22 protein-coding genes and 1 pseudogene are annotated in these 23,129 nt (G+C 43.2%); 18 read left to right on the forward strand and 5 right to left on the reverse strand.

The features are described 5' to 3' along the window. Positions 1-6: 6 nt before the first annotated feature. The gene (rpmF, locus tag JGK20_RS22720) at positions 7-180 is read left to right on the forward strand and encodes a 50S ribosomal protein L32 (RefSeq protein WP_006632406.1); all 174 of its coding nucleotides are present in this window, start codon (positions 7-9) and stop codon (positions 178-180) included. 152 nt (positions 181-332) lie between these two features. Here rpmF and queA read toward each other — a convergent pair. Then, positions 333-1,395: pseudogene (gene queA, locus JGK20_RS22725) on the reverse strand (tRNA preQ1(34) S-adenosylmethionine ribosyltransferase-isomerase QueA). Positions 1,396-1,540: 145 nt separating this feature from the next. Between queA and JGK20_RS22730 the strand changes: the two are divergent. Continuing rightward, a complete protein-coding gene (locus JGK20_RS22730) occupies positions 1,541-1,930 on the forward strand; it encodes a hypothetical protein (RefSeq protein ID WP_293154581.1) in 390 nt (129 codons plus the stop codon). Between the two features lie 196 nt (positions 1,931-2,126). Here the strand turns inward: JGK20_RS22730 and JGK20_RS22735 are convergent, their stop codons facing one another. Next, complete coding sequence (locus JGK20_RS22735; protein WP_293232238.1) at positions 2,127-2,693, reverse strand: YraN family protein; 567 nt, start codon at positions 2,691-2,693, stop codon at positions 2,127-2,129. 12 nt (positions 2,694-2,705) lie between these two features. Here JGK20_RS22735 and JGK20_RS22740 point away from each other — a divergent pair, with 12 nt between their 5' ends. Beyond that, positions 2,706-3,227, forward strand: a complete 522-nt coding sequence (locus JGK20_RS22740; protein ID WP_293189655.1) for a pentapeptide repeat-containing protein — start codon at positions 2,706-2,708, stop codon at positions 3,225-3,227. Positions 3,228-3,376: 149 nt separating this feature from the next. Here JGK20_RS22740 and dnaG read toward each other — a convergent pair whose 3' ends face one another. Further along, complete coding sequence (gene dnaG, locus JGK20_RS22745; RefSeq protein WP_293189657.1) at positions 3,377-5,377, reverse strand: DNA primase; 2,001 nt, start codon at positions 5,375-5,377, stop codon at positions 3,377-3,379. Positions 5,378-5,525: 148 nt separating this feature from the next. Here dnaG and JGK20_RS22750 point away from each other — a divergent pair, with 148 nt between their 5' ends. The 4 genes from JGK20_RS22750 (at position 5,526) to JGK20_RS22765 (ending at position 10,925) form a co-directional block, all read left to right on the forward strand. Continuing rightward, complete coding sequence (locus JGK20_RS22750; protein WP_293189659.1) at positions 5,526-6,461, forward strand: NAD-dependent epimerase/dehydratase family protein; 936 nt, start codon at positions 5,526-5,528, stop codon at positions 6,459-6,461. A 174-nt stretch (positions 6,462-6,635) separates the two neighbouring features. After that, on the forward strand, positions 6,636-7,550 hold the full coding sequence (locus tag JGK20_RS22755; protein WP_293189661.1) for an Rpn family recombination-promoting nuclease/putative transposase: 915 nt from the start codon (positions 6,636-6,638) through the stop codon (positions 7,548-7,550). Positions 7,551-7,763: 213 nt separating this feature from the next. Further along, complete coding sequence (locus JGK20_RS22760) at positions 7,764-9,959, forward strand: serine/threonine-protein kinase (protein WP_293232240.1); 2,196 nt, start codon at positions 7,764-7,766, stop codon at positions 9,957-9,959. Between the two features lie 78 nt (positions 9,960-10,037). Then, the gene (locus JGK20_RS22765) at positions 10,038-10,925 is read left to right on the forward strand and encodes an Rpn family recombination-promoting nuclease/putative transposase (RefSeq protein ID WP_293206124.1); all 888 of its coding nucleotides are present in this window, start codon (positions 10,038-10,040) and stop codon (positions 10,923-10,925) included. 173 nt (positions 10,926-11,098) lie between these two features. Here the strand turns inward: JGK20_RS22765 and JGK20_RS22770 are convergent, their stop codons facing one another. Together JGK20_RS22770 and JGK20_RS22775 are read right to left on the reverse strand one after the other, a co-directional pair. Beyond that, positions 11,099-11,836, reverse strand: coding sequence for a hypothetical protein (locus JGK20_RS22770; RefSeq protein WP_293232242.1), 738 nt, complete (start codon positions 11,834-11,836; stop codon positions 11,099-11,101). Further along, positions 11,833-12,159: an MgPME-cyclase complex family protein gene (locus tag JGK20_RS22775; RefSeq protein WP_293174790.1), complete on the reverse strand. Its 327-nt coding sequence runs from the start codon at positions 12,157-12,159 to the stop codon at positions 11,833-11,835. Before JGK20_RS22775 ends, JGK20_RS22770 begins: the two co-directional genes overlap by 4 nt. A 327-nt stretch (positions 12,160-12,486) precedes the next feature. On the opposite strand from JGK20_RS22775, the gene cas10 reads away from it, so the two are divergent. From cas10 to JGK20_RS22830, 11 genes are read left to right on the forward strand one after another with little or no spacing between them, the layout of a single operon-like run. Further along, complete coding sequence (gene cas10, locus JGK20_RS22780; RefSeq protein ID WP_293216336.1) at positions 12,487-14,748, forward strand: type III-B CRISPR-associated protein Cas10/Cmr2; 2,262 nt, start codon at positions 12,487-12,489, stop codon at positions 14,746-14,748. Then, positions 14,745-15,470: an RAMP superfamily CRISPR-associated protein gene (locus JGK20_RS22785; protein ID WP_293206131.1), complete on the forward strand. Its 726-nt coding sequence runs from the start codon at positions 14,745-14,747 to the stop codon at positions 15,468-15,470. The genes cas10 and JGK20_RS22785 overlap by 4 nt, the downstream gene beginning before the upstream one ends. Further along, positions 15,457-16,725, forward strand: coding sequence for a CRISPR-associated RAMP protein Csx10 (csx10, locus tag JGK20_RS22790; RefSeq protein ID WP_293174781.1), 1,269 nt, complete (start codon positions 15,457-15,459; stop codon positions 16,723-16,725). The genes JGK20_RS22785 and csx10 overlap by 14 nt, the downstream gene beginning before the upstream one ends. Continuing rightward, positions 16,722-17,150 (forward strand): hypothetical protein, encoded by a 429-nt coding sequence (locus JGK20_RS22795; protein ID WP_293174778.1) that lies wholly within the window; start codon positions 16,722-16,724, stop codon positions 17,148-17,150. Before csx10 ends, JGK20_RS22795 begins: the two co-directional genes overlap by 4 nt. A 42-nt stretch (positions 17,151-17,192) precedes the next feature. Then, the gene (locus JGK20_RS22800; RefSeq protein WP_293174775.1) at positions 17,193-18,314 is read left to right on the forward strand and encodes a putative CRISPR-associated protein; all 1,122 of its coding nucleotides are present in this window, start codon (positions 17,193-17,195) and stop codon (positions 18,312-18,314) included. Positions 18,315-18,367: 53 nt separating this feature from the next. Next, positions 18,368-19,219 carry a CRISPR-associated RAMP protein Csx7 gene (gene csx7 / locus JGK20_RS22805; protein ID WP_293213278.1) on the forward strand — a complete coding sequence of 284 codons (852 nt, stop codon included), beginning with the start codon at positions 18,368-18,370 and terminating at the stop codon, positions 19,217-19,219. Positions 19,220-19,226: 7 nt separating this feature from the next. Next, positions 19,227-19,847, forward strand: coding sequence for a hypothetical protein (locus JGK20_RS22810; protein WP_293213280.1), 621 nt, complete (start codon positions 19,227-19,229; stop codon positions 19,845-19,847). 29 nt (positions 19,848-19,876) lie between these two features. After that, entirely contained in the window at positions 19,877-20,836 is a 960-nt protein-coding gene (locus JGK20_RS22815) for an RAMP superfamily CRISPR-associated protein (RefSeq protein ID WP_293206133.1), read from the forward strand. Next, on the forward strand, positions 20,833-21,309 hold the full coding sequence (locus JGK20_RS22820; protein WP_293213282.1) for a hypothetical protein: 477 nt from the start codon (positions 20,833-20,835) through the stop codon (positions 21,307-21,309). The genes JGK20_RS22815 and JGK20_RS22820 overlap by 4 nt, the downstream gene beginning before the upstream one ends. Continuing rightward, on the forward strand, positions 21,306-22,340 hold the full coding sequence (locus tag JGK20_RS22825; protein WP_293232244.1) for an RAMP superfamily CRISPR-associated protein: 1,035 nt from the start codon (positions 21,306-21,308) through the stop codon (positions 22,338-22,340). The genes JGK20_RS22820 and JGK20_RS22825 overlap by 4 nt, the downstream gene beginning before the upstream one ends. Before the next feature lie 2 nt (positions 22,341-22,342). Further along, entirely contained in the window at positions 22,343-22,984 is a 642-nt protein-coding gene (locus JGK20_RS22830) for a hypothetical protein (RefSeq protein ID WP_293206139.1), read from the forward strand. The last annotated feature ends 145 nt before the right edge of the window (positions 22,985-23,129 follow it).

Consider the following 23,129-nt stretch of genomic DNA (forward strand, 5'->3'; position numbering starts at 1 on the left):
AGCGTCATGGCAGTCCCTAAGAAGAAAACCTCCAAATCCAAGAAGAATATGCGTAAAGCCACATGGAAGCGCAAAGCTGTAGTGGCAGCTCAGAAAGCTTTGTCTCTCGGCAAATCTGTTCTGACTGGGCGTTCCAACAGCTTCGTGTATCCCGGCAATGAAGAAGAGGAGGAAGAGTAAAGCGATTAAAAATTAAAAATTGGCATTTCTGATATTTTGCACCATTCTCGGTTAACAGGCTTTGCTGGCTGTTGGGCAACACATATATTTTCTTGTGGGTGGCCACTTCTGGCCGCCCTAAAGGAAACCTTGAGAATGGTGCCAGATATGAGTTAATCGTTCTTTGCCATCGGTAAAATGATCGTGGCATCGCCAAAAGAATAAAATCGGTACTGATTCTCGATCGCCTCTCGGTACAAATCCAACAGCCGAGGCCTTCCAATCATCGCGCTTACCATCATCATCAAAGTAGAGCGCTGTCTGGCCGCAAAAAGGCTGCAACGAAAAATCTTCGCTCGCCGCCGCAGCTCCCTCTAAAGCTCTCACTGCTGTCGTACCCACAGCAAAGATCCGCCCGCCTCGGGCTTGAGTTTCGCGGATTTTCTCGACAGTGGAGGCCGATACTTCCACCCATTCGCCGTGCATTTTGTGAGTCGTCACGTCTGCAACCTCCACCGGGCGAAACGTTCCTACTCCCACATGGAGGGTGACAAAAGTTTTTTCGATTCCCCGCTCTTCCAAGCGGCTGAACAATTCTTCGGTGAAGTGCAACCCTGCTGTCGGAGCCGCCACCGCCCCAAGCTTTTCGGCATAAACAGTCTGGTACTGTTCCGGCGCAGCTTGGGAATTTTCGATGTAGGGGGGCAGAGGTACGTGGCCGTATTCGTCCAAAAACTTCGCCAGAGTCGCATCTCTAGGGATGTCAAACTCTAACAGCCGTCCCCCAGTTTGCTCGTCCCTGTCTATAACTGTCGCAGTCAATCGACGATCGACTCCCACAGCCTGGGGAAGGCAACAGCAAGGCCCTTCCGCAGAGTCATCACAGGAGGCGGGCTCAAACTCAATTTTGGCTCCCAACTTTAAGCGTTTCCCCGGTTTAACCAAAGCCAGCCAGCAGTTGTGCTGGCGTTCTTCCATCAACAATATCTCCACAGCCGGGCCGTTAGGTTTGTGCCCGTAGAGCCTCGCTGGCAGAACACGGGTGTTGTTCAGTATCAGCAAGTCTCCGGGTTCGAGCAAATCCGGCAAATCGTGGAAAATCCGGTGTTGGTGGCTGCTGGCAGAATCTACAACCAGCAAGCGAGAACTGTCCCTCGGCACTACCGGATTTTGGGCAATGCACGAGGGCGGAAGTTCGTAGTCATAAGCGTCCAAAGACCAGTCAATCTCTGTCATCGGGTGAATTCCTGTCAAAAATCTGTCAACTCGGTAACAAATTGGGTAAAAACCCCCATCCCAAGTCGGGTGCTTTTCCCCTTGTGGTGGCGGGTATAGCCCGCGACGATAGAGGTGTAGCATCAGCTTTGCTCGAAGGATAGTTATGGAATACCTCTACTACATCGCTAATACTAGCCTCACTCTGAGAGTCGTGGATTACCTACGCACGGCTAGTCATCTTCCTTTGCAATTTATCACTGTTATTCACCAAATTGACGGCTGGGTCGTGAAGGTGAAAATGAGCCAATATTTGACTCCAGAAATGCACGGGGATTTTCGGGCTTTTATGAACGAAGTCGGGATTCCTTACGATCCTGAAATTCGCTTGCAAATGGCACTGTGGAGCTTGGAAACGGGACAGTCGCCGCTGAGCGTGATGCGCCGCTACCAGGTGGCCGTGGTTTGTCACGGAAGCCCAGACCGCAAAGAAATTGAAGCGTTTCGCCAGCAGTTTGTCAAGGGTCTGGGATATTGCCCGGAAACTTTGGCCTAGACTGCGGAGCAGATATATTGCCTGCGATCGCAGAGTCCGAGCGGGAGAAGGCAAGAGGGGCAGAGGAGTTAACGCTTTTTCCATGTCCGTTAAAGATGAAGAAACCAATGGGCCACAGTCAAGGCAAGTTAACAATTAAAAATTACCAAGCGGTATTACTTTTTAATTTTAGCCTGTAATTTTTAATTTGACATTTCTAATCACTAAAAGCCGATCGAATGTATTCTTGCAGGGTAAGCCGGTAGTTTCCGGCAAGGGCGGATTGAGAGTTCGCTGTCGTTGGTGGTAATATTTGCTTGGTCTTTTGCCGCGAAGGCTCGCACCTGACTAAGGCGACATCGAACCGACAAGAATTATTTGCTAAATCTGGACGAGTGCTTAAAAATATTTCGGCGGTTTGCCAAAGTTTGGCTTGTTTTGCTGCACTAACAGCCAAGATTCCCCCAGCATCCCAATTTCCACGACGGCGAGTTTTCACCTCTACAAAGGCTAATGTTGGGAATTGGCGATCGGAAATACCTCGGTTTTTTTCGCTTGATTCATCTCTTCCGAGGGCGATGATGTCAATCTCTCCCCAGCGACAGTGGTACTGACGGTGCAGGATTTCCCAACCTTGCTGCTGTAACCACTCGGCGACTAAGTTTTCTCCCAACGTGCCGATATCCCGAGAGTTTGTCGGTTGCGGAGAGTTGGATGCGGTGGAAACCACCGAAGAGGAGCGCTTTCTGGTAGAATTCAATTCTGAACTGTCATTGCTGCCCATTAGCTTTAACTTATGAATTCTGGAATTCGCCAACATCGCAAAAATATTTATAATTTCTTGCTGAGTTTTGTTATTTTAGCAGTAATTGCCGCTGGGGCGATCGCGATTAATCCCGCACCTGCTTTCGCCTTGGATCGTGACAAAGAAATCCTAGTTGGCGCTGATTTTAGCGGACAAGTTTTGACTAACGACAGTTTTAATAAAGCTAATCTTCGCAACAGCAATTTTACCAATGCAGATTTAGGAGGCGTAAGTCTGTTTGGCGCCAATATGGAAGAGGCAAATTTTGAAGGCGCTAATTTAAGGGGTGCGACTTTGGATTTGGCTCGCATGATGAAAGCTAATTTAACTAATGCTATCCTTGAGGGTGCTTTTGCTTACAATACCAGACTGGAAGGAGCTGTGATTGACGGTGCTGATTTTACTGAGACTCTCCTCCGAGACGATATGATCGAAAAGCTTTGTAAGGTTGCCAAAGGTACTAATCCGGTGACTGGTAGAGAGACTCGCGAAACTCTGTTTTGTGATTATTAAAAGATATAGCGGTTCTCAGAAAGATGAGGTATGTTGTTGGGCTTCAGCCCTCTTGGTTTCAGTGGTTATATAACCTGTCAGTCATACCTCACCTTTTTGAGAAAGGCTATAAGACGGCGGTTGAAACCGCCGTGTCTTCTAAAATCTTATTAGCCCCAAGGTACAGAGGTTAAATCGTAAAAATTAACTTGACGCAGCCGCTCTAATTCCTCTATCCATTCTTGTTCGGCGCACAGTTGTTGGTAATATTCTATAGCAGCATCGGTTTTTTTCCACATATCGAGGGCAATCCGGCGCCGTTTGATGCTGATGATTTGCTCGATACAGGCGATCGCCGATCGAATAACTAAAGGCGCGCGATACACATTTTTTTCCGAAAACTCGTTTAAGTGAAATAAATGCGAGATTTGATTGAGTTGAGTCGGATATTCAATAAAGCTATCTTGTAATTTTAATATTAACTCAGAAGGCGCTGCTTGTAAATAGATGTTGTGCAGTATTTCTGCATTCAAAATTAGGTGCCACAAAAATCTGTGATGAGAAAGGCTAAACTGCACGTCTCTAGCTTCTATGGCTTCTCTGACTTCTTGACGGTATTCGGGACAGTGCAAATAAATCTGCAATAATTGTGCTTCTGCTTCTTCTAACAGACTGCGGGCTGCTACTGAAAAGCCTGTTTTTGAACTTTTGCTGTCGCTGCTTGCACGCTGCTTTTTATATTGTTTGCTCGGCTTCAGCTTGTTTCTAATTAACAGTGGCATTGTCAATGCTTCGTCTTGATTCAGCCGCTGTCCCCAATCGCTGACTACTTGATTGAGCAAGTTTTCTGCTATCATCTTTGTGAGGCGAAAATCTCCTTTGCTGAGGATTTCGGCGCTTTTTTGCAGATAATGTGATAACTGATTGTCGTCAGTAATATTAGTTAATAATTTAATGATTCTTTTGGTGATTTGTTGGGAAGTATCCGCTTGCTTCAAATCTTGATTGACGAGCATTTGTTGGATTTGCCAATCAAGCCACAATGGGGAATTGTCGAGCAATTCTCGATATTGTTCTGGGGAGTAGGTTTTGAGATATTCGTCGGCATCTTTGCCGTCGGGAATGTTGAGCACTCGCAGTTGTACTTCTCCTTGATAGGCGAGTTGTTCTATTTCTCCAATGGCACGCTCTGCTGCTTTGGTTCCTGCTTTGTCGGCGTCGAAGTTGAGGATAATTTGTTTAGAGTCAGTGTACCGCAATAACTGCCGCACTTGGTTTAAACTCAGGGCTGTGCCGAGGGAAGCGACGGCGTTGGAGATGCCCGCTGCTTGAAGTGCGATCGCATCAAAGTACCCCTCTACGACGATCGCGCGATCGGCTTTGCTAATGGCTGTTTTGGCTGTATCTAAGCCATATAAAGTCTTGCCTTTGTCGAATAGTTCTGTTTCGGGAGAATTGAGATATTTAGGTTGTTCGTCACCGAGAGCTCTGCCGCCGAAACCGATGACTCTGCCTTGGGTATCGCGAATGGGAATCATGATGCGGTTGCGGAAGCGATCGTAATAGCCACTTCCGCCTGATTTGCGCGGTACAATTAATCCTGCTTGCTCTACTAATTGCGCCGGATAGTTTTTTTGTTCTACTAAATAACTGTAAAGTGCTTCCCAACCTTGAGGTGCATAACCTAGTTGAAATTGTTGGATAGTTTCTTCGCTGAGCTTGCGTTCTGATTTGAGATATGCTAAGGGTTCTTCTCCTTGAGATTGGCGTAAAGCGTGTTCGTAAAATTTGGCGGTTAGTGCTGAGATTTCATAGAGTTGTTCCCGCAAAGAAATTTGGCGCTGCAATTCTTGTCGGTGTTCAGGTTCGACTGTTTTGATGGGGACTTGGTAATTTTTAGCTAATTCTAATACGACTTCGCTGAAGGAGCGTTTTTCTAATTCCATGAGGAATTTAAAGGCATTGCCTCCTGCACCGCAGCCGAAACAATAGTACATTTGTTTGGCTTGGTTGACGGTGAAACTGGGAGATTTTTCGTCGTGGAATGGACACAAGCCGACGAATTCTTTGCCGCGTTTTTTTAAGATAACTCTACCGGAAATAACATCTACTATGTCGGCTCGTTGTTTGACTTCTTCGATTGTTTCTGGGTGCAGCCTAGGAACTTGCATAGGACTATGTTAGGTGAGTTAAAATTATGTTTGTTTTGATCGATCGCACAATTGGAGTTTTTCTGTACGTAGAAACCGGGTTTTTTACGAAAATACTACTCGCTTTATTGTAAGATGTTGACACTAACTTTAAGGAGCATGGGCAATAATGCGAATTTTAATGATGGGCGGTACTAGGTTTATTGGGGTTTATCTTACTAAGATTTTAGCAGCACAAGGGCATGAAGTGGTGTTGTTTAACCGGGGCAATAAGCCTGTGCCGGTTGCGGGGGTGAAACAGATTTTGGGCGATCGCACAAATGTTGCACAATTGCAAGAACAGTTATCGGCGGTTGAGTTTGACGCGGTTTTTGACAACAACGGTCGGGAATTGAGCGATACAAAGCCTTTAGCTGAGATATTTAAGGGGCGGGTGCAGCACTTTGTTTATATGAGTTCTGCGGGGGTTTATTTGAAATCCGACCAAATGCCTCATATCGAAGGAGACGCTACGGATCCGAAAAGCCGACATTTGGGTAAGTGCGACACGGAAAATTATTTAGCCGAGTCCGGTTTGCCTTGGACTTCGATCCGCCCGACTTATATTTATGGGCCTCAAAATTATAACGATTTGGAGGCTTGGTTTTTCGATCGCATTGCGCGCGATCGCCCGATTCCGATTCCTGGTAACGGGATGCACTTCACGCAGTTGGGGCACTGTCAGGATTTGGCGATGGCGATGGCGGGGGTTTTGGGGAATGAAAGGGCGATCGGGCAAATTTACAACGTTTCGGGCGATCGATTTGTCACCTTTGATGGTTTAGCGCGCGCCTGCATTCAAGCCGCAGGCAAATCACCCGATGCTATTAAGATTGTACACTACGATCCGAAACAATTTGACTTTGGTAAAAAGAAAGCTTTCCCCATGAGATTGCAGCACTTTTTCGCCTCAGTTAATAAAGCTGTCACCGAACTTAACTGGAAACCGGAGTTTGACTTAGTTTCGGGATTGAAAGATTCATTTCAGAATGATTATGTAGTTTCGGGAAGGGACAAAGCTGAGATAGATTTTTCCGTTGACGATCAGATTTTGAAAGCCCTTTAAACTAAAATTAGACTGAGGTACCTGCGACTTCAGAAACCCGGTTTCTTCGTAGATTTATCCTGATTGTTGGCAAAAATCGTAGAAACCGGGTTTCTAGCCCATGCGTCTAAACCATGTTAAATCAAAGTAAAGTGCACAGCCTGCACTCTAACTATCTGAGGTGAAAAGAATAACATGAGATTCATCAATCCCAAAATTGACTTTGCCTTCAAGAGAATATTTGGCTCGAATCAAAATACAGATATTCTGATTAGTTTCTTAAATGCCCTGCTTTATGACGGGGAAGCCATCGTTGAAAGTTTAGAAATCATCGATCCTTCTTTAGTCCCTCCGATAGTCGGACTTAAAAACAGCTACTTAGATGTCAAAGCCAGACTAAACGACGGCACATTTGTAATTATCGAAATGCAAGTTTTGAACGTGCAGGCATTTAGCAAGCGAGTTTTGTACAATGCTGCCAAAACTTATGCACTGCAACTAACAATGGGAGAACTTTACCGACAATTGCGGCCCGTGATTGCTTTGACTATCACAGATTTTAAAATGTTTGATGATTCTCAAGATGTGATTTCGCATTTTATTTTCAAAGAAAGAACTCGCCTGTCTGATTATCCCGATAATCAGATGGAGTTAGTATTCGTAGAGTTGCCAAAATTCCAGAAAGAATTGGAGGAATTAAAAACAATCGCCGACAAGTGGATTTACTTTATTAAAACTACTGGAAGTTTGAATGAAGTACCTCAAGCAATGGCTACAGTTCCGCAAATTCAGAGAGCTTTTGAAATTGCGAATCAAGTTAGTTTGACACGAGAGGAATTTGATATGTTGCAAGAGCAAGAGTTTTTGATTCAAGATCAGGAGGGTTCTGTGGCTCTAAGCAGGGAAGAAGGCAGGGAAGAAGGCAAGAAACAAGGACAAATAGAGTTAACTATGCGTTTGCTGAATCGCCGTTTAGGTCAACTAAACCCGGATGTTCAAACCCAGATCGGCGAATTGTCGATCGACAAATTGGATGATTTAACAGAAGCCCTGTTAGATTTCTCCAACGCGGAAGATTTGACTGCTTGGTTGGAGGTTAATTCTCAATAAACTAACCACTCTTTTTTGAAGTAAAACTGTCAGAGCAAAGATGATTAGCTGACTATTTTACCACTTGTCAGCAGAATCTACTGGTATTTTCATAGACTTTCTGCTGTAAAGCCGATCGCAAATTAGTTAAACTGAATCAGATACAAAACCTCTCCCCAAACCCCTGTTTTACTCCGAAAGGGGAGAAAAACTCGGAAATATCAGGTAAATTTCATGCTTGGAATCACACTCGGCACTCGCTACAGCATTATCCGTCACTTGGGAGGCGGCGGATTTGCTCAAACTTATTTAGCTGAAGATAAGCAGCTACCAGGTAATCACCTGTGCGTCGTCAAGCAGCTTAAACCTCAAGCAACCGATCCCGAAACTTTACAGATAGCAAGACGTTTGTTTGATACGGAAGCACAAGTCTTATATAAGTTGGGAAATCACGATCGCATTCCGCAACTTTTTGCTTACTTTGAAGAAAATCAAGAGTTTTATCTCGTTCAAGAATTTATCGAAGGCCACGATTTAAGTCAAGAAATTACACCCCCCCAAACCCCCCCTTACCAAGGGGGGGCTGGAGTTGCCTCCCCCCCTTACCAAGGGGGGGCTGGAGTTGGCTCCCCCCCTTACCAAGGGGGGGCTGGGGGGGGTTCTTCTAGAAATGCCGGAGGTATGAAAGAAGATGAAGTGATTGCAATTTTGCAGGAACTTCTGGAAATTTTAGATTTTGTACACCAGCAAAATGTGATTCACCGCGATGTCAATCCGCGCAATATCCTGCGCCGAGATCGAGATGGTAAGTTAGTGTTAATTGACTTCGGCGCAGTCAAGGAAATTACTACTCAAATTACTAATCCTCAGCCCAAGAATAGCCTAAGTGTGAGCATCGGTACTCCCGGTTATATGCCCAGCGAACAAGCTCACGGTAATCCGAAACTCAGCAGCGATATTTATGCAGCAGGTGCGATCGCAATTCAGTTCCTTACGGGCATAAATCCGCACCAAATGCCGAAAAATCCTGATACAGAGGAAATTATTTGGCAGGATAAAGCATCGGTGAGTCCTGAATTTGCGAAGATTTTAGATCGGATGGTAAAGTACGATTTTCGGCAGCGTTATGCGAGTGCTGGCGAAACTCTGCAAGCTATTAAAGAGTTGCAAAATTCTTTCAGCGGTACTGTTCCGATATTACCTCCGGTTGTTGCTGCAAAAAAGCTGCCTCAACCGCGACAAAAACTATATTTTAAAATTGGCGCAATCGCCAGTTTTATTGGTATCACTATTCTAGCATCAATTTATGGTGTCAATACTTTTAATTCTGCAAATGCAACTGACTTGCACAATCGAGGGATTACTCTTTACAATTTAAGCAAGTTTGAAGAAGCTCTAGCAGCTTACGAACGAGCCATAACTCTCCGCCCGGATTATGCGGAAGTTTGGCAGGAAAAAGCTAAAACTTTATATGAGTTGAAAAAATACAAGGAATCACAGTCAGCCTACGATAAAGCTATAGAATTAAAGCCGGAGTATTTGGAGGCTTGGACGGGACGCGGTTATGCTTTGGATAAGTTAGAACAGTCAAAGGAGGCGATCGCATCTTTTGACAATGCTTTGAAAATCCAGCCGGATTATCCCGCAGCCTGGGAAGGTAGAGGCGATGCTTTGTTAGACTCGCAGCGGTATGAAGAGGCGATCGCATCCTACGAAAAAGCCGTACATTTTCAGCCAAATTTGTACCTTGCGTGGTACAATCGCGGCCAAGCTCACCAAAATTTAAAACAGTACGATCGCGCTGTAGAATCCTATCAAAAAGCAGTTGAAATTAAATTCGACAATTCTGATGCTTGGTACAATTTAGGCAATGTTTTCCTAGAATTGAACAAAAACCAAGAAGCTTTTGAAGCTTATGAAAAAGCCGTGCGGTTTCAGCCTAATTTTTATCAAGCTTGGTATAGTAAAGGCATAGCTTTGCTGAAAATGCGCCGACATGAAGAAGCGGTAGAAGCTTACGAAAAAGCTGTTAAATTAAAACCGGATTATCATCAAGCATGGTATAATTTAGGTTGGTCTTACCACGAATTACGCAAGTACGAATCAGCTATTGAGTGTTACAGTAAAGCCTTGGATTTAAATCCGAAAGAATCTCAAGGCTGGTACAATAGAGGTAATGCTCAGTACAATTTGAAGCGGTACGAAGATGCGATCGCCTCTTACAACGAAGCTGTCTATGTCAAACCGGACTATTCGGAAGCCTGGTACAGCCGCGGTAACGCCCTTGTAGCGGTGAAAAGATTCGGAGATGCGATCGCCTCTTACGACAAAGCAATTCGCTACAAGCCGGATTATGGAGCGGCTGTGGAGGCAAAAAAACGGGCCGAAAGTCAGTTAGGAAACAATCCGCAACAGCTTCAACGACAATAACAGGACTTATATCATATTAGGAATCTGCCAACCCCATGATGTAGTATTAATTTATCTCTCTTTCTTTGCAAATATTTCATGCGACGAGATTCAATCTTCTACAAAATGTTCGGGCAAGCGCCAACTTTACTGTTCGATCTACTGGCTACAACTCCAGCAAATGCTGCCAATTATCGCTTTGACTCGGTTGCAGTCAAAGAACCTAAATTTGAAATTGATGGCGTATTTTTGCCACCAGAATCTGAAGGTGCAGGCATCGTCTATTTTTGTGAAGTTCAGTTTCAAAAAGATGAACAACTTTACGAAAGGTTGTTTGGCGAATCATTTTTATATTTTTACCGCAATCGCAGTCGTTATAGCGATTGGCAAGCTGTGGTGATTTATCCATCTCGTAGCATTGAACAAAGCGATGTTTATCCTTATCGAGCTCTGCTCAACAGCAATCAAGTGCATCGGGTGTGCTTAGATGAGTTGGGGGATATTCGGGCCTTGCCTTTGGGAATTGCGCTGATGGTGTTGACGACTGTCGAAGAGGCTCAAGCACCAGCAGAAGCAAGATATTTGCTGAGCCGAATGGAGCAAGAAGTTGCCCCAGAAGCCAGCCGTGACATAATAGAACTATTGACGACTATTATGTCATACAAATTTACACAGTTAAGTCGAGCGGAGGTGGAATCGATGTTGGGAATTACACTACAGGAAACGAGGTTCTATCAAGAAGCTAAAGCGGAAGGATTGCAGCAAGGATTGCAGCAAGGATTACAGCAAGGACGACAAGCAGAAGCCTGTGCGCTGATTGTCCGACAATTGACTCGTCGGTTACAGCAGGAAATGTCTGAGGAAATGCGATCGCGCCTTGCTAATCTTCCCTTGCCGATACTCGAAGATTTGAGTGAGGCGCTGTTGGATTTTGCTACTGGGGCGGATTTGCAGGCTTGGCTGGAGGCGCAGCAGTCGGAAATATAAGAATTTTGCGAACTTGTCCGTGCGATCGCAACATTTGAATCGAGATCCACATCCAACTCAAGCAGGTATCGAAGGCATCTTGCAAAATTTTAAATACGACGATCGCTCATTTCTATTTAACGGGCGATCGTCACTTTTGTCAAGCTATATATTGTGCTGGCGTAAGTCCTGTTTTACCTAACAGCAGGACTAATTACCGTAACACGGCGGCTGTCTACCAACATCGGCCAAAAACCGCGATCGCTCAATGCTTTTACCGCCGCAGTAGCAGCGTTTTGATCCGTTGTATAAGCAACGAATAAAAAGGGACGTTGGCCGTAGGAAGCTAAGCCTACTTGCGTACCCAATGCTTGCTTGACTTGGCCGGCTAATTCCGGTTGATTGAAGTAATCTACTAACACGGCGTAACCGGGGCCGAGGGCTTGGGGATTGAACCCACTATTCCCAGTCTGGGGATTGGCGATTGGTTCTGAACCTGCTGCTGGCTGGGGGTTGTAGACAGGCAGGTTTTGGGGAAGTGCTGCTGCGGGCGATCGAACTACGTAAGCCTGCAATCCGACAACATCTTTGATGTATTTAACCCAATCGATCGCAATTTGCGAGTTACGAAACCCACCAACCCTCGTCACAGTATCGTTAATGTACCGACAAACTGTATTGTCATTATTTCCGGGAAAAGAGCGTTTTGCTTTTTCTTGCTGTTCCGGTGTTCGGGTGACAATTAACAGTAGATATTCGTCGGACTTCGGTGGTTCGCAGCTTGACTGAGCTTTAGCAGAACTCGCCAAAATTGTCAATGTCAAAATTGCGATCCAAGTAGCAGAAAATAGGGGAATAGACACAATAAAATTGTACAATTCTTCCCTAAATTTTCCTAACTTCGCTGTGGATTTTTGTGCTTGTTTATTCATGCTGTCTGTAGGGATGCGAGGGCATCGGGAATAGTTGCTGACGGTGCTTGAAATTCACCTGTCAGTACATATTCTAATCGCAGTTTTAACCAAGTGATGAATACAGGATCTGTGGAAACAATTGCTGCTGCTGGTTGAGGGCATTTTGCTTTAATTGCTGCCATTGCCGGTGCTTCTAGGAAAGCGGGTTGTTTGACCAACCAGAAATCTATTTGTTTTTCTTGTTCGTGGTAGTTGCGAGTTCTTTCTTTAAACACTTCATCAAGGGCTTCTTCTTCTAGCAAAAAGCGTTGGCTGGCTAAAACGTAGTAGTAGGTTTGCATTTTTGTCGTTGTTAGGGGTTGGTAGTTGGCGGTGAATGTCGCCTGTATCTGTGAGTTTTGTCGATTCAGTATGAATTTGCCGAGTTGTGGCAGTTCGAGAACCTTAGACTATTGTGCCGTTTACTTTACCTTATTTGTTGTCATTTTGGGTAGGTGCAGCGCCAGTTATGTCTGAAAAATGATTGGTTTGAGGGGAGTTGGGGGAGTTGGGGATTATTTTTCTGGGGGTTGATTTTTGTGGAAAATTTAGGTGACAATAGTAAATTAGATAGAGTTGCACGTTGAAGAATTACAAATTATTAAGGCAATCTTGGGCTGTCATACCGGATGAGGAGTGGTTTGCATATGGACAGTATTGCGATCGGTATTGCTTGGTGTGTCGCGTGGGGCGATCGACGGAAACCTCAATTTGATCTAAGCGTGTTGCAGGAAATGCGACGGGCGTTGACTTCTGGGGAGGAAGTGCCGGTCCAGGTGAGGGAAATTGTCGATCGAGTCAGGGCACTAGAGAAACTTGAGTTTCCTCAAACTCTCGAAAAACTAACCGAGCTGACAGAGACACATTCGGTATTGTGGGAATCTAAAATTGGTTTAGTTTACGGCGGCGCAACCAAAATCAAGCAATATGTATTTGAAGCGGCAAAACTACCGGATATTCGTGGCGCGTCAGCTTTACTAGACAGAATTAATTTAGTCGATATTCCTGCTTTCTTTGGCGAACCCCAAAAATCTGTTTCAGTTTCCCAATGGCTAAAGGAAAACTTTCCCACTTTAGAAGCAGCTTTAGTTAAAGAATTACTTGTTTATTACAAAGGCGGCAATATCCTCGCTTTTTGTCCGGCTGCATTTGTGGACGATCTAGCTAATGCCATTGAAAAACGCTATACTTACGAGACTTTGACGGCGAATTCCTGTGCTGTTGGAGAGAAATTTAAGCTGTTAGAAATTCGCTTAGGATTGTTGCCAGATAATATTCAAGATACTTTCTGGTTAGAAAAATACCGTCAGGCAAATTCTGAATCCGATCGCGTTAAAAGAGAATTGGTCAAAGCTTGTTTTGGTTATCCCAAAAATGATTCTGAAGAAGTTGATTTTTTTCAGAATCGGAAAAGTTTTAACGAATTAACTACTAGGTTGGCGATTTTATTCAATCAGCGCCGGAGTGGAAATGATTTTCCTAATCGCCCCAGTCGTCGTTATCCGCCAATGTTTGAAACGCATCCTTATTTAAGGAGAGATGAGAGCGATCGACGATCGGCTATCGCCAGAATTAGCGATCTTCCGGGCAATCCATCACTATCTGAATCATTAGTTCGCAAGCGGATTGTAGGTCAAATAGCTAAACGAGAGGTATTTCAGGAAAATTTACCGACTTGGTTTACAAATCTAGGTCTTGATTGGCAGCCGACTGGCATTAGAATTAAAAGTTGGGTAGCAGAATTTGAGGATTACTTAAATAAGCCAGAAAATAGTCAACTAGCTAGCGACTATTATACCATCGATCCTCAGCCTGAAGAAGCCAGATCTCTCAGAGAAATTGGCAATGCTTCTCAAGGTTTTGTCGCCTATATTTATGCAGATGGCAATAATATGGGCGGCTACATTCAGCAAATTCAAACTCCACAAGAGTACAAGAAATTCAGTGAAGATATTTTCCAAGCAACTGAACAATCTGTTTATAAAGCATTAGCAGAGCATCTCAGACCTCATCTACTGAACAATTTAACCGATCCAGATAACGAAGACCGCAACGATCGCTGGATTCATCCTTTTGAGATTTTGGCGATCGGCGGCGATGATGTGATGTTGATTGTGCCAGCCGATCGAGCTTTGGCGATCGCTAAAACCATCGGCGAAGAATTTGAAAATATATTGCTACAAACAGGTGGTTATAGACTAGATAATAGCCGTCCTAGTTACGCAGCACACCGCTATTCACCAGAAAAAGCAACTCCTTCTCATTGCAAGTTAAGTATGTCAGCAGGAGTCTTAATTACAGCAGAGGATACCCCAATTTATTACGCTCAGAAGCTGACAAATCAGCTCCTCAAATCAGCTAAAAAATCTGGCAAAACATTGAAAGATGCTGGATATTTGGGAGGAACCATAGATTTTTTAGTAATGAAATCTGTCACCATGATTGCATCGAGTATTGAAGATTTTCGTAAAGAAGGTTTAACGATGAATCGAGGAGCCAAACTGAAGCTATATGCTGCACCTTATACCTTACATGAAATAGGTGGATTAATTCAATCTGTCAAAGCTTTGCAAAAAGCTGAATTTCCCAAATCGCAACTCTATCAAATTCGCAGTTTTCTAGAACGAGGAAAACAAACGACAATCCTCAATTACCGCTATTTCCGAACCAGACTGAAACAAGGCAAGGCAGAATTAAGAGCAGAATTTGAGGATGCTTGGTGCAAACCAAAAGACAAAGAAAATAAGGGAAATTTAGCTCCTTGGATGTTCGATTTAAAAGAGGGAGTTTATGAAACCATCTGGCGAGAACTTGTGGATATTTACGATTTCATTGAAGAAGATTCCGAACCAATTTCCGAAGAATTAGCAAATATGGAGGTAGACTCATGATTGTTCTCAATGAACTTTCAAATTTAGTTGAAACTTATACACTTACAGCAGTAATTGATACGGCTTTGTGCGTAGGTGCCGGCGGTTCCTCCGGTTCCCTAGCAGATAAGCCGATCGTCCGCAATTCAGAAGACAACTTGTTAATTCCCGGTTCTCAAATCAAAGGCCGCCTCCGTCACGAATGCGAGAAAATTGCGAGAGGTTTGGGGTGGGAAATTTGCGAATCTCCGAATGCCGGTAAAATGGTTGTCCGCAGAGAGAATGCACCGAATAAATTTAAGCGCAACGAATACGAAGTATTAGGATATAATGATACTTATCACTGTTTAATTAGTCAAATTTTCGGCGATCCAGTTTTGCCGTCGCGCATAATTATTGACGACTTAATTTGCACAGAAGACCCGGAAAATTTAGCTGAATTTATACGTCCGGGAGTCACAATTAATCGCCGCCGTCGCACCGCTGAAGAAAACAAACTTTACTTTTTAGAGACTTCTCCGCCGAATGTTTCACTGAAGTTTAAAGGTCAAATTCATCTGTTACCAAATTGTCCCAGTTATGCGAAACCTCTGATGTTGGCTGGTTTCAAGCACATTCACGCATTAGGTGGAAGTAAATCGGCAGGTTTGGGATGGCTGAGTTGGGAAACTTTACCGAATTTTGAAGTTACTGATGCAGATTGGGATTGTCTAGCGAAGGGAGGGGAAAATGCAGCGAATTGAACTGGAAATTAAGGTTTTGTCTCCTTTGGCGATCGCGCGCCAGAAACCGGGAGGTTCGATTAGCGAAGCTGTAGACTATATCCCCGGTACGGTGATTCGGGGTGCTGTGGCTGCTCAGATTTTGGATCTATCAAATGGGCGATCGACTGATTTGACCAAAAATGGCGGCGATTTTCAAGCTTTATTCTTGAGTGAACATCCCGCAATTTTTCAAAATGCTTATCCAGCACTGATATTTGATGGCGATCTAGTCTCTAAAGATACATTTGAAGAATATGGAGTTTTACCTGCAACAGCACTCAGTTCTAAAAATAAGCCTGGTTTCAAAGAGGAAGAGGACGATCCAGAAAGAAATGGCGTTTTTGACACTTTAATCGATCGCTTTTGTGCTGAAGGTTATGGACATCCCTACGATCCAAATTGCCCAAAAGATGGAGGGAGAGTCGATTCTGCTGGAATTACTTTTTATGGTAAATTCGACGATATGTATCACAGTCTTAAGGTCAACAAACGCCTACTAACGCGAGTTGGGATTAATCGTCGCAGGGCTACATCGGAGGAAGAAATACTTTACAGCCTGGAAGTTTTGAATGAATCTCAGGAAACCAAACAAAATCCTGTTTACTATCTAGGTGCGATTTTAGTGGAAGACGATTTAGCAGAATCTCTGCGAAATTTCATTCAGGATCGCCATCAAAATTTTCGGTTGGGCGGTTCGACTTCCAGAGGATTGGGGAAAGTTGAAATTCAGACAAAAAATCCTGTTGATGCTAAGATAGATGTGAGCGATCGCATCGATGAATTCAATCAAAGGCTAAAAGAGCGTTGGGACAAATGGGTAGTTTTTGGCAGTCCTATTAAAGAGTCACCAACAAAGCTAACTTACTTCACCCTGGACTTGCAATCTGATGCTATACTGACTGAAAACTGGCGACGTACAACTGTAATATCTGAAAAGATGTTGCACCAGTTTGCAGGGGTTGAAGCTCAAGATAAATCTTTGCGTTTGGAGGCGGCTTACAGCAGTTATGATTTTCTGTCTGGTTGGAATGCGGGCTGGGGGTTGATGAAAGATGTAGAGCTGATTACCACGAAAGGAGCGGTTTATTTGTTCAGTACAACTCAACCAGAGCTTTGGATTCAGAGATTGGGAGAGTTGGAAATGAGGGGATTGGGCGATCGAACTTCTGAAGGCTTCGGTCAAATTCAAATTTGCAACGATTTTCACCTTATATTTAGAGACAAGCCAGTATGAGTATAAGCACAGAGCAAAAAATAGAGTTAGAAGTACAAAGATCTATTCGCCAAGTAGAAGACGATCTAGTCATTTGGATTCAGGATGCTTTAGATACTTGTCAATATGGCAAGTCGGGAAAAGAAGAACTAGAGGAATCACAGTTCCGCAACTTAGTCCGCGTTGCTGACACAACTGATAGTGCAGAAGTTATTAAAAACTTTGTGCGATATCAAGTAGGAAGAGATAGAAAATGGGGAAGGGGGGAAGAATCTTTAGCGACAAGGCTGATTCAAGATATTGATGGTAACATTAAAAATAGTGCTGGAATAATTGCAGAATGTTCTCAAACTGACTTTAAACCTATTTGGCTGGAACTAATTCGCCGTTATTTAGGTTATGGCTCTCGACATCTCAAGTATTTGAAAGATGGACAAAATCTCTAACTATCTATAACAGTCTTCCATAAATTAATAGGAGATTTTGAAATGATTAAGACAGTTATATGCTCCGTGGGTATCAGCGCTGCCAGAAAAATTTCAGGAGTTAAACCGCGGGAGCTAACTAATTGGGTTAGACAGCAACAAAGTATGGAATGTGCTGCTGAAACAATATTTTCTACTTTCCGTGATATCCGTCCAGAAGGAGAAAGCTTGAAGAACGACTTATCCGCGGAAATTCATTCTCTTGTTCGGATTGGGATTACCAATCAAGATAGAATAATTTTGCTTGCTTCAAGTACGGACGACGGATATTGCTGCGCTCTTGCGGTTGAGAAATATCTAAAACATCATTGGGAGGGTATATATGCCAAAGCAGAATCAGTTCCGGGGCTTCAAGTTATAGATCCCGATCTTTTCCGAACAACAGGAGTAGTTGAATTTGTACAGCGCATTATTAAAGAAGTTAATAGCTATGAGGCAAGTAATATTATTCTGAATCCGACTGGAGGATATAAAGCACTGGTTCCTTACACAGTTTTACTGGGGATGTTGAAAGGAGTTAAGTGTGATTATATTTTTGAACAGTCAACTACAGTTATAGAATTACCTCCACTTCCTGTAGAATTTAAGCGATCGCAATTTGAAGCTTATAAAGATTTACTAGAAAAGATTGAGCGTGAGACAGCAATTACTCAAGCAGAATGGGAAAATAATGTCCCTTATTCTGAAAGAGAAGCGTTTAAGCCACTAATTGAGTTTTCCGAGGAAGGAGTAACTATTTCTGGTGTAGGTTTCTTGTTTCTTGAGGAAATGCGTAAACCTTCAGTTTTAGTCCCCTTTCTTTCTCAAAAAGCTATTAGAGATTGTTTTGATAATCTGGCACAACTAAGACAGTGTGATCCATTTGCTTTTTTGTTGAAGGCTGCTAGTTCCAAAGATGGTTTTCAACAATATGAACATATTAACGTTGGGAATGGGTTGCGCTGGCTCAAGCCTGGTAGAACAACCGATCGCTATTTAGTATCTGTGGAAGATTGGCGTATGCTGGTGTGGAGAGCAATCCGCGAAGATCAGGAGGGTCCAAAATATGCAAGTAAGGTTACAGTCGATCCTACAACTGAACGGCGATCGTATGCTCCTTTCATGCGTATGGAATTTGTGAAATAATTGATGTGTTCAGTTGGTTAAGTCTGAATTAACTTAATTACGTAGGTAAGTTTATGTTTGATACATTCAAAAATCGACTGGAAATCACAGGAACACTTACAACAGTAACGGCATTACGCATTAGTGCCGGACGTTCCACTGAGCCCATCGGCTCCGATTTACCAGTAATCAAAGATGCTTTGGGTAGACCTTTAATTCCCGGTTCAAGCTTTAAAGGTGCTCTGCGATCGCGCTTAGAGAGCTTCCTTCGAGGTATTGACCCAAATTTAGCAGAAGATCCGGCTAACTACACAACTTCAACTAGAAACAATCAAGTCAAAGCTTTCAAAGAAAAGTACAAAAATAATGACTTAAATTTAACACAAGAACTCATCGGTATAACCGACGATATTGGTAGTTTATTTGGCACTCCTTGGATGGCTAGTAAATTCCAAGTTCGCGACTTAACCGTACAACCCGATGCGTGGTTTGGACAATATCAAGAACGAGATGGTGTAGCCATTGACAGAGACACAGAAACCGCCGCAGATGGCAAACTTTACGACTACCAAGTTGTCCCCGCCGCAACACCGTTTGATTTTAAAGCAGTAGTTGAAAATGCTCACGATTGGGAATTGGGTTTATTGATGATTGGTTTGCACCAATTTGAGACAGAACAAATACCTCTCGGAGGCGGACGATCGCGCGGCTTAGGTGTGGTTAAACTAGAAATTGATAAAATGCGCTGGGTTGATGTCGAAAACCATCCCAAATTTTTGTTAGAATACTTACAAAAGTTAGTCATGGGAGATGAAACGGCTTATGAAGATGCGGCAGATTATAAAGATGAGTGGGTACAAAAGCTGATCGATCGACTGACTCCTCAACAAGCAAAATCATCTGAAACTCTAACTCAGACACAATGAGGTAAATATGGCTTTTAGCAATTATCAAGAACTCGGCGAAGTTCTTCAAAAATTTCAGATTTACTACACAGAAGTCAATTTCATCGGCGAAACTGAGTTGAGTATCCCTAGCTACTTTCTAGAAGATTTGAAAATTGTCATGGAGGATGGATTACCTGATGATTCAGAATTTACAATTTGTGAGAACTTGATTTATCCAGTTATTAAAGAAGTTTGGAAACATTATCGTACTAAGTTTGTTTTGTGGAGTCATAAATATCTCACGGATTGCGAAAACCCTGACAGGTTTCCTGAATATATTTTGGCTAAACGATCTCATTTGGGAAAAGTCGTTTTTGATAAACCTTATTTGGTATTAGTCGATGCTAAGCAAGATAGATTTCATGAAGGGTGGGTTCAATGTCTTGTTGAAATGATTGTTGCACAGCAGACTGGCGATCAAAAAAATAACACTATCTTTGGAATTGTTTCGCACGGTAAACTTTGGGAATTTGGCAAACTTGAAGGAGATCAATTTATATGCAATAGAAAATCCTATACAATTCAAGAAATCGATCGACTCTTTGCTGCCGTTAACTATGTTTTTCAGCAATGCGAAATTCAGCTAAATGAGTTAGTAGCTGCTTAATTCTAAATCATCTCTCGACCTACTAAACTATGCACAAACGATTTGTCAATCATTGTACCATTGACTTAACTCTCATTCCTGACGGGCCGATTCTGATAAAATCCGGTAAAGAAGGAGCCGATCCGACTAAACCGGATATGGAATTTGTCGAGACTTACCACGCAGGAGGCAAGTCAATTTATCTACCGGGAAGCAGTTTAAAAGGTGCTATTCGCGCTCATGCTGAGAGAATTGTCAGAACCATAGGAACAGATAGTAATCCTAATAATCCAGACATTCTCTGGGCTAACGATCCATTGAATGACAATTACGATTACTTACAGAAGAAATCATCCAGCGATATTTACAAGTTATCTTCATTTACCGATCGCATTTTCGGCAACACTTCAATTGCTAGCAGACTTAGAATAGAAGATGCTCACCCAATTGATAAGAAACAGCTTAAAATTCAAGAACGAAATGGAGTCGCGATCGATCGCGTTTTCGGTTCCGTAGCAGTCGGCCCCTTTAACTATCAAGTCTGCACCGCTGGAGAATTTCGCACCAAAATACATCTCAAAAACTTTTCGTTAGCACAATTAGGCTTAATTGGCTTAGTTTTGCGAGACTTAAATGATGGCTGGTTTGGGATTGGTTTTGCTAAATCTCGCGGTTTGGGCACAGTCATAGTTAAATATAACTCGGCTGTGGTTCAGTATCCCGGTTGTATATTAGATAAAGATAATCGCCAAATTAAACAAATAGTAAAATCCGGTCGATGGGGACACGCTTTCTTGCTGGGTGCAGGAGAGTTTTTAGAGGCTGATGAAGCCGGAAATTACGGCTTTTCTCAACCCGATCGCGAACAAACTCCAATTGCTGCTGAACCAATGGATTTAGGTTTTGGAGTGCAGCTAAAATGGCAAGGTGATGGTGAGACTGGTGTACCCAATTTATTTAAATGTGCAGTTTCTGCTTGGAGTAAGCTTTTAACAGGTGCTGTAGCATGAATACAGGTTTTGTATATGTTCGATCGCGTTTATCACCGGATGAAGTCAAAAAGTTGCTAGAAGAGTTAGCAACTGAGGAAAGTTACTATTTTGTGCGATCGCCCCACGCAGTCAGTGGCATTTGCAGGAAATTGCCCGATGAGTTTTCTCTGGGCTTTGAAGGGCAGATGTTTAATAGCGATCGCGAATTGCGCTGGAAAAAGCAGGGAAGTGTATATGAAGCGTTAATCCTGAGCCGGGTTCCAGCCGATTTAGAGGGATTTGAGGCGATCGGCGAAAATTGGGAATGCTGCGATCGCGCTGCTTACTTTCACAGCCTTGACGAACCCAAATTCCCTAAAACTTTTATCTATAAAGGAAAAAATGATGAAAAAATCGAATCTAATGATATTAGCATAGGTCAGCGATACTTTCAAGACCAAAGAACTGCCACCGTTCATTTTGTCGCCCTCACCGTCAGGAGTAAAAAATGACTAATAATCCCGTACCTAAACTCCGAGGTTCTACACCGCCACCAAGCCGCCCAGTTTCTAATAACTATGCTGGGGAAATGGGAGTACCTAAACCTTATGAATTAATTAGTTTTCCCAATGAGCGCCCGCCGAAAAAAGCTCCGACCGGACATCACAAATATTTGGGCGATCGCCTGCACGGAACTTTGTTTCTAACTTTGAAAGTTCAGACCACTTTGCACGTCTCAACAGGTGTGGTTGTCATGGGTAGCGACATCGGCAGTCGCGTGCCTTTAATCAAAATAATGGTTCAAAATGTTGACCAAAAACTATCAATTCAAGGCAGTTCTCTCAAAGGCTGCATCCGGTCAGCATACGAAGCCATTACTAACAGCACTTTAGCAGTAATTACATCAAGATACAAAGATAAAATTCCGCAAGAACGCCTGCCATGTAAAAACAAACAAGAACTCTGTCCGGCAAGTCAAGTATTCGGTGCCTTAGATTGGCAAGGATTAATTGATTTCAGCGATGCTAAATGCCAAAATACGGGCTTTGCTACGGGATTTATGCCATCTTTATATCGTCCCCGTCCAGATCAAAGAGCAGCATATTTTGACGCCAGAGGCAATGTAGCAGGGCGCAAGTTTTACTATCATACAATTCGGGCGATCGACAAAGGTCAAAATCAAGGGATTACTGTTCAGCAAGCTGCTAAAGAGTACACATTCAAAACACAGATACAATTCAAAAATTTAACGCCAGCAGAATTGGGAACGCTTTTGATTGTGTTGGGGCAAGATCCAAAATATGCGATCGCCCTCAAGGTAGGTGGCGGGAAGCCGATCGGCATGGGAACCATGACTGTGGAAGTCACAGCAGCAAGGGTGTTGCAGAACAAGGGAGATTTGCGCGATCGCTATTCTTCCTACAATCCTCCCGAATCTGACAGCATGAATGGCACTGAATTGCAACAGTTCATGCAAAAAAATATTCAAGCTGCTCATTCGAGTTTAGTGCAAGCAACTCAATTGCAAGAACTAATGTATTAAAGATGTCTACACCTGAATTAATGACAGAATCTTTGACTGAAAGAGAATGGGAAATTGCCCATGCGATCGCTCAAACTCTAGTCAAAGATCAGACAGATGTGAATGAGTTCGGAAAGGCGATCGCCTATCTTCGCAATGCAGTTAATCTAAATCAAACTAATGCTAATTCCAGGTTTTTTAAGTATCTTAAAACCCTTGTCGGTAACGGTAGACAAATCGGACATAGTGGCAAAACCACAGATTATTATCGCAGTATAGACAAAGCTTGTAGCGATTGTCTCAAAGGATTTCAAGGGGATGCTAGCACTTTGCTGCAAATTTTAGGTTGGGCATATCGTTTGATGCGTTACTACAAAGAAGCCGGACCGATCGGAGAAGTTGTGGCCCCTGTTTTAGAGTCAGTGAGACAAGTTGAAATTGCTAAGGCGATCGGCAGTCATCAGTTTGTAGTTAGTCAAATTGTCGAAGCCAAAGTTACTGCTGTCAAAGGGAACAAGGTGACATATGAAATTTTGGGAACTATCAGGCTAACTGAAAAAGAACCGAAAAAAGCACAATCTCTTTCTGAAGGACAAGTGGTGAAAGTTGAAATTTTAGATATTAAGGAGGATGGGAGTCCCAAGAAAGTGAAGTGTGCTGGCTAGAAACAATATTTGCCGATACCGAGAGTGTTCTGAGTGTAATATAGTGTAAGAGGCCTCCACAAAAAGAATGATCCAATAGCTATGTGGGTTTAGCGAAAATTTCCACAAACCATTTGTGAAGATTGGGCAGACGATTTATCTGGGT

The organism is Microcoleus sp. PH2017_05_CCC_O_A (assembly GCF_020738785.1).
Lineage (GTDB): Bacteria > Cyanobacteriota > Cyanobacteriia > Cyanobacteriales > Microcoleaceae > Microcoleus.